Annotated in this window: 7 protein-coding genes; 2 read left to right on the top strand and 5 right to left on the bottom strand. The window is 31.8% G+C overall.

What is annotated here, in order from left to right:
* Positions 1-414, top strand: a 414-nt coding sequence (locus QZU90_RS08280) for an AAA family ATPase (protein WP_296856607.1), incomplete at its 5' end; no start/stop codon positions are given.
* A gap of 103 nt (positions 415-517) precedes the next feature.
* Here the strand turns inward: QZU90_RS08280 and hemA are convergent.
* The 5 genes from hemA to QZU90_RS08255 form a co-directional block, all read right to left on the bottom strand.
* A complete protein-coding gene (gene hemA / locus QZU90_RS08275) occupies positions 518-1720 on the bottom strand; it encodes a glutamyl-tRNA reductase (protein ID WP_296856606.1) in 1203 nt (400 codons plus the stop codon).
* An 18-nt stretch (positions 1721-1738) separates the two neighbouring features.
* Positions 1739-2362: a bifunctional precorrin-2 dehydrogenase/sirohydrochlorin ferrochelatase gene (locus QZU90_RS08270; protein WP_296856604.1), complete on the bottom strand. Its 624-nt coding sequence runs from the start codon at positions 2360-2362 to the stop codon at positions 1739-1741.
* Positions 2363-2441: 79 nt separating this feature from the next.
* The gene (locus QZU90_RS08265; RefSeq protein WP_296856603.1) at positions 2442-2924 is read right to left on the bottom strand and encodes a methanogenesis marker 9 domain-containing protein; all 483 of its coding nucleotides are present in this window, start codon (positions 2922-2924) and stop codon (positions 2442-2444) included.
* 281 nt (positions 2925-3205) lie between these two features.
* The gene (atwA, locus tag QZU90_RS08260) at positions 3206-4816 is read right to left on the bottom strand and encodes a methyl coenzyme M reductase system, component A2 (protein ID WP_295605378.1); all 1611 of its coding nucleotides are present in this window, start codon (positions 4814-4816) and stop codon (positions 3206-3208) included.
* Positions 4817-5002: 186 nt separating this feature from the next.
* The gene (locus QZU90_RS08255; RefSeq protein WP_296856601.1) at positions 5003-5641 is read right to left on the bottom strand and encodes a DUF134 domain-containing protein; all 639 of its coding nucleotides are present in this window, start codon (positions 5639-5641) and stop codon (positions 5003-5005) included.
* A 232-nt stretch (positions 5642-5873) separates the two neighbouring features.
* Here QZU90_RS08255 and QZU90_RS08250 point away from each other — a divergent pair, with 232 nt between their 5' ends.
* The gene (locus tag QZU90_RS08250) at positions 5874-6128 is read left to right on the top strand and encodes a TfoX/Sxy family protein (protein ID WP_296856600.1); all 255 of its coding nucleotides are present in this window, start codon (positions 5874-5876) and stop codon (positions 6126-6128) included.
* The last annotated feature ends 72 nt before the right edge of the window (positions 6129-6200 follow it).

Genomic DNA, 6200 nt, shown 5'->3' with positions numbered 1-6200 from the left:
TTAAGAGGGGATGTTTCTGAAATTGTAAATTCCCTTTTAACTGAAATGGATGGAATCAATCCAAATGATGGTGTTGTAACAATTGCAGCAACCAATAACCCATCTTCAATTGACTTTGCAATCAGAAGTCGTTTTGAAGAGGAAATTGAATTTAAGCTTCCAAATGATGATGAAAGAAGAGAAATTTTTGAGTTAAACCTTAACACGTTCCCAATGGATTATGATTTGGATATTGAAAAATTAGTAAAGCTTTCTAAAAGGATGTCTGGTAGGGACATTAAGGAAAAGATATTGAAAACAGCTCTTCATAATGCAATAATAAATGATAAGGAAAAAGTAACAATGGATGATATTTATTTTGCATTAGACATCAATAAATATAAAAAAGAAGAAATTAAAGGAATGTTTGAATAATCAACATCCTTTCATTATTTTATTTTTAATTTTTTCTATATTTTTTTAAGACTTATCTACTATTTTATGACTTTATCAAATTATTTTTTTAAGGATTTTAAGTTTAGTCTCCTTTTAAGATCATTTCACATATTCTTACGTAATCATCTTCATTATTTTTTGCTGTTTTTCTGATGTTTTCAGAAATGTCATAAAATATTTTGTTGACTATGGACTGAGTCATCTTATCTATAGTTTTTATATCCTTTGCATCTACACTATTTAGTTTAACTATGCCCTTTTGACTCTCACGTTGTCTTATCTCTTCCATAGACTCTCTTAAACTACCAAGTAATGTATTTATTTCAATTAAATTAAAGGATTCTTTAAGTAAATCAAACTCACTTTTGATTATCTTTTCTGCTTCGATAACTTCTTTCTCACGAAGCTTTTTATTTTTCTCTGCAATTCCCCTTAAGTCATCGATGTTAAATAAGTCAATGCCTATTTCCTTAACATCCTCTTCAATGTCTCTTGGATTTGCAATATCAATGAAAACCATCTTTTTTGGTATTTTCTCATCAAATACTTTCAATAGTCTTGCTTTATTGATGATTGCATGAGGCGCTCCAGTGGAACTGATGACAAGGTCTGCGTTGAGCAATTTTTCTTCCAAGTTATCAAAGAGAATTGCTTCCCCATCAAGTTCCTCTGCCAGTTTAATAGCTTTGTAATAAGTTCTGTTTGCAACAAAAATAGCTTTCAAGTTCTTTTCAGCTAATGCCTTTGCAACGAGAGTTCCCATCTTTCCTGCACCAATAACAAGAACATTCTTATCTTGCAAATCTCCAAGATTTTCTTCTGCAAGGTCAACTGCTGCTGAACCGATGGAAATGGATCCCTGATTGATTTTAGTCTTGTTTCTCACAACTTGACCGACATGGATTGCCTTTGTGAAAACAGCATCCAATTTCTTTCCGCAATGGCCTTCCCTTTCACCTTTTAATTTTGCATCCTTCACTTGGCCTAAGATTTGGTCTTCACCGATAATCATGGATTCAAGACCGGAAGTCATTCTGAATAAATGCAAAACTGCTTCATCACTATATTGTATTATGACATACTTGTTTTCGCAGTCTAAGTCAAGTTCATTGTAATCCTCAGCATAAAGGAAATACTCATATCTATTGCATGTATTGATTTCAATATATTCTTTAACATCAATCTGTTCTTTTAAAGCTGAAAACAATTCTTTTAAATCTTTTGATACCTTTTCCATAGTTTCTATGTCTGCAAGAGTATGGTCTACACGTATATTGATTATCAATTTTGAGTCTCCTTTATTTTATGATAAGTCAGAGTTAATTATGCTTTCTGCAAGCCTTTTAGCATCATCTAATTTATTTTCCTTTAGGCAGTTCCTTATTTCTTCATTGTTTAGAATACTCTCAAGATATTCCCTTCTCACCTTTTGGTCATCTACTTTTTCCTTAAGGATTTTTCTTGCATGATCTTGAAGCTTTATCTCAAGGATATCCTCTTCTGTAATGATTGATTGTATTTTCTTTCTAAGTTCTCTAGCCATTAAAGGACTTTGCCCATTTGTATAAATGGATATCTCTATATCATCTATCAAGAAACTTGTAGGCGCTATTATATTTCCTTCTTCAGGTTTGTCTGCTCTGTTAATTAATTTTCCTTGGCTGATGGATGCGATGTATTCACATAGCTTTTCATCGCCGCTTGCAGTAATCACTATGTCGCTCCATTTAACCATTTCGTCAAGGTCTTTTAAAGGTGTTAAAATAGCTCCTTTTTTAGTCAATTCTTCATCAATTGAATTTCCTGCCAATATTACATTGGCTCCTTTATCTAAAAAGCGATGTGCTCTTCTTGTAGCAACCTCTCCAGTGCCTAAAATAAAGACATTCTTGTTTTCCACTTCAAAGAAAAGAGAAGTTTTTCCCATATTATCACATCATTTATTGTCAATTGATTTTCGCATCTGATTTTCACATAAATTCAGATGGATTATGATAACTAAAAGTTTATTTTTGTTCTAATTGTTTAAGTTTTAATAATTTTACAGCCATTCTTAAGTCATTGTTACAGTCTGCAAGAACTTTTTCAGCTTCTGCTTCACTTATGTCAAAGGTTTGTGAAAGTGCAAATACCGCTTCATTTGATGTAGGTGGTGTTCCTGCTGCTAAAATCACTTCAGACAATTCCTTTTTGAGATTCATATATTCATCTTCGCTCATGCCTATTTGGTTTAAGGTCATGTCTCTTAAAGGACAAGGTTTTGAAGTTTTACAGCACCATACAAGTGATCCAAAACAGGTTGCAGGGCCTTCGCCTAATCTAGTTTCTCTTGCAAATTTTTGCTTAATGTCCAAGAATTCTTGAGGAGTTAATCCAACTTCTTTTAAAGCTCCCATAATAGGGCAAGGTTTTACAGGAGGACAACAGAATGCGAGTCCTCTTACATCTCCTCCTCTACAAATATGTGACGGTGAATTTTCCCATACCATAATTTTTCCTCTATTGTAAATAATAAATATAAAATAATTTTAATTTTTTAATAAATGAATTTTTGATTTATGAAATCACATTAATAATTAATTAAATTAATAATTAATATAACATTATTAATTTTGTTTGTTTATATTAATATAAGTTTTTAATTATAGTTGAAAATCTTTAAAAATAGTTTGTATAATCTATGCTAATAAATATTTAAAGTGTTATCTAGAAAAATAGTAAAAATTAAAAATAATAATAATGAAAAAATAAAAAAGAAAAGAAAAAGAGTTTAGTGATCTTTAATCATATCTGCTTTTTCTTCACCAGTTAATTCTGCAACGATTTCTTCTGGAGTTCCAGTACTGAGGAGTTTTCCTCCTCTCATTAAGCTTGCCTTGTCACAAACATCCAATACGAAATCCATATCGTGAGAAATAATTACAAATGTTTGATCCAATTCATCTCTTGCCTTTAAGATGGAATTGGTTACGATGATTCTTGTAACTGGGTCCATTGTACCTGTTGGTTCATCCAATACGACAATGTTAGGTTCCTTGATTAACACTTGTGCAAGAGCTACTCTGTGTCTTTCCCCTCCACTTAACTCATCTTGCCATTTGGATAAGATGCTCATGGATTTTTCCTTTTCAAAACCAACGGTTTCAAGGATGTGCGCTGCCTTGATTTTTGCAAATTCTGCAGGCAAGTTCAAACTGATAGCGTCAGTTAAGTTTCCTAAAATGTCTCTGTGAGGGTATAATGAGTATTCTTGGTGTAATAAACCTAAGTATGGAGTTACACGGCCTCTGTTTAATGGGCCTGGTTTTTTCATGTCAATCCAGTCGTCACCTAACTTGATTTCAAGTTCTCCAGAACTTGGTTCAGTCAATCCAATCATCATTCTGGTTAAGGTGGTTTTTCCTGATCCACTTAGTCCAACAATACCATAAATTTCTCCTTGGTTAATTGTTAAACTTACACCGTCTACAGCCTTAACAACTCCTCTTTCAATTGAATAGTAGTGCTTCTTAATGTCTTTTACTCTAATGATCTCTTCGGTGTGCTCAACTTTTTCAACTTGTTCAGCTTGAGGAACGGTTTCAAGGAATTTTGGAACTATGACATCTGGATGACCATGTTCAATGATTTCCCCTTTGTCTAACCATATAGCATCGTCAGCTAATTGATTCATAACTTCTGGCCAGTGGGAAGTGATTACCATACTGATTCCTTCATTTTTTACCCCTTCAATCAAGGTTTGGTGAAGTTTTTCAGCAGTTTGTGGGTCTAAAGTACCTGTTGGTTCGTCAGCTAAAAGCAACATTGGGTTTTTAGCTAATTGTCTTGCAAGTACAACTCTTTGTTTTTCTCCTCCACTTAAGTCACGAGCAATATGAGTAACCCTGTGACTCATTTGAACCATTTCCAATAAGTCAATAGCGTTGTAAATATTCTCTTCTTCGTATCTGCCTTCGTCACCCATTGCATTCAATACGTTTTCAATTACGCTTTGTTCATCGTACAATGCAAAGTTTCTTTGAAGCATAATTGAAATTCTTCTTCTGATTGCTGCCTTTTCCAATCTGTCAGCATTCCAGAAATCGATTTCCTTAGCTTTCAATTCAGCTCCACATTCTGGACATTTTTCGCCAGCTTTTGAAGCAGGTTCAACATGCAAGCATTTTTTATTTTCACAGATTGCTAAGTCAAAGAGTACTTGCCCACTGTCAGGAGCATATTCTTTAGTACCTCTTAGCATGTTGATTAAAACAGATTTTCCACTACCACTTCTACCGAGAATACCTAATGTAGAACCTTCTTCTATTGTTAAGTTAATATCTTTAAGAACTTGTTCTCCATTAAATGACTTATTAATATTTTTTAAAGTTATGAAAGACATAAGCCCACCTTGATAATTAGTTGTAATTATGATTTATTTTTTTAATTTATTATATTTTATTTATTAAAATATATTAATTTTATCAAATATTAATTTATTAAATTATATGTATATTATTTTTAAACGATATTATTAATATAAATTTTGATATTTTTACAATTTTTTCAATTTTTCATTAGTCTTCAATTAGTTTTCCTTATGATTTGAACCGCATAATGGTGTTCCGCATTCAGGACATTTTATGTTTCTGCATGGGAATCCCCTAATCTTAGGTGCTATGTAACCACAGTTCGGACATTCGCATGCTTTTGATGGTCCTCTTCCACTTCCTGAACCTCCAAAAGAACGTCTCTCATTCAAAGGATATTTTGAAGCTTCGGGTACATTGAAGATTTGCGGAGCAGATGGCTTGTTTTCCAAATCATTTTTAATTATTTCAATGTTTTGAGACTTGCAGTCAGGACAGTTTGTGTATTCCTTTTTGGGATTATTCCATTGAAATCCACAATCCTTGCAGATATATACCTTTTCTTCTGCTTGAAATTTTTCATTGTTTATTTCAATTTTCTTGCCTTCAATTAAAGACATTGCTGTCTTTTTTCTAGCAGAGTTAATGATTCTATGGAATGTTGGCTGTGATATTCCCATTAATTCTGCAGCCTCTTTTTGCTTTATATTGTGATAATCTCCCAATCTGATTGCTTCGAATTCATCCAGATTCATTTTAATGCTTTCAAGGTCATCTTCTCTTGAAATATCTCCATGAATTAGGCAATCATATTCTGGTTTTTTCACAATTCTACGTTCAATTTTTGGCCTAACCATTTATTCTCTCCTTAATCAATTTCCTTAAATCATCTATTGATAATGATTTCATTATGAATATATATTTATTATGAATATATATTCATAACATTTAATATATAGTTTGTCTTTTGAAATTGTGTAACAAATCTTAAAGCAAAATTTATAAACTAAAAATACAAATCTAAATAAATAGATTTCTATTAGAAATATCATAAATCAATTTTTTCAAAACTATTCTTGAGGTATTGAAATGGGTGAACTATCTAAATTACCGAATATTGGTAATGTGCTTGAAAAACAATTAAATGATGTCGGAATAAACACAATCGATGACTTGATTAATCTTGGCAGTAAAGAGGCATGGCTAAAAATTAAAGAAATAGATGATAGTGCATGTTTAAATAGATTAATGGCATTTGAAGGAGCCATACAAAATATTCGTTGGCATAGCTTATCTGAGGAAGATAAGGATGATTTAAGGAATTTTTATAATTCACAAAAATGAATGTTGAATTGAAAATAGATATGTTTAGTCTAAAATAAGTTTAAATTTTAAAAAATTAAAATATTAAAAAAA

It is taken from the genome of uncultured Methanobrevibacter sp. (genome assembly GCF_902784195.1).
Taxonomy (GTDB): domain Archaea; phylum Methanobacteriota; class Methanobacteria; order Methanobacteriales; family Methanobacteriaceae; genus Methanobrevibacter.
This window is presented reverse-complemented; position numbering and strand designations above follow the sequence as displayed.

Coding starts and splice junctions, on each gene's coding strand:
- QZU90_RS08270 (WP_296856604.1), bottom strand. CDS start 2,362: ATGGGAAAAACTTCTCTTTTCTTTGAAGTGGAAAACAAGAATGTCTTT.
- QZU90_RS08265 (WP_296856603.1), bottom strand. CDS start 2,924: ATGGTATGGGAAAATTCACCGTCACATATTTGTAGAGGAGGAGATGTA.
- atwA (WP_295605378.1), bottom strand. CDS start 4,816: ATGTCTTTCATAACTTTAAAAAATATTAATAAGTCATTTAATGGAGAA.
- QZU90_RS08255 (WP_296856601.1), bottom strand. CDS start 5,641: ATGGTTAGGCCAAAAATTGAACGTAGAATTGTGAAAAAACCAGAATAT.
- QZU90_RS08250 (WP_296856600.1), top strand. CDS start 5,874: ATGGGTGAACTATCTAAATTACCGAATATTGGTAATGTGCTTGAAAAA.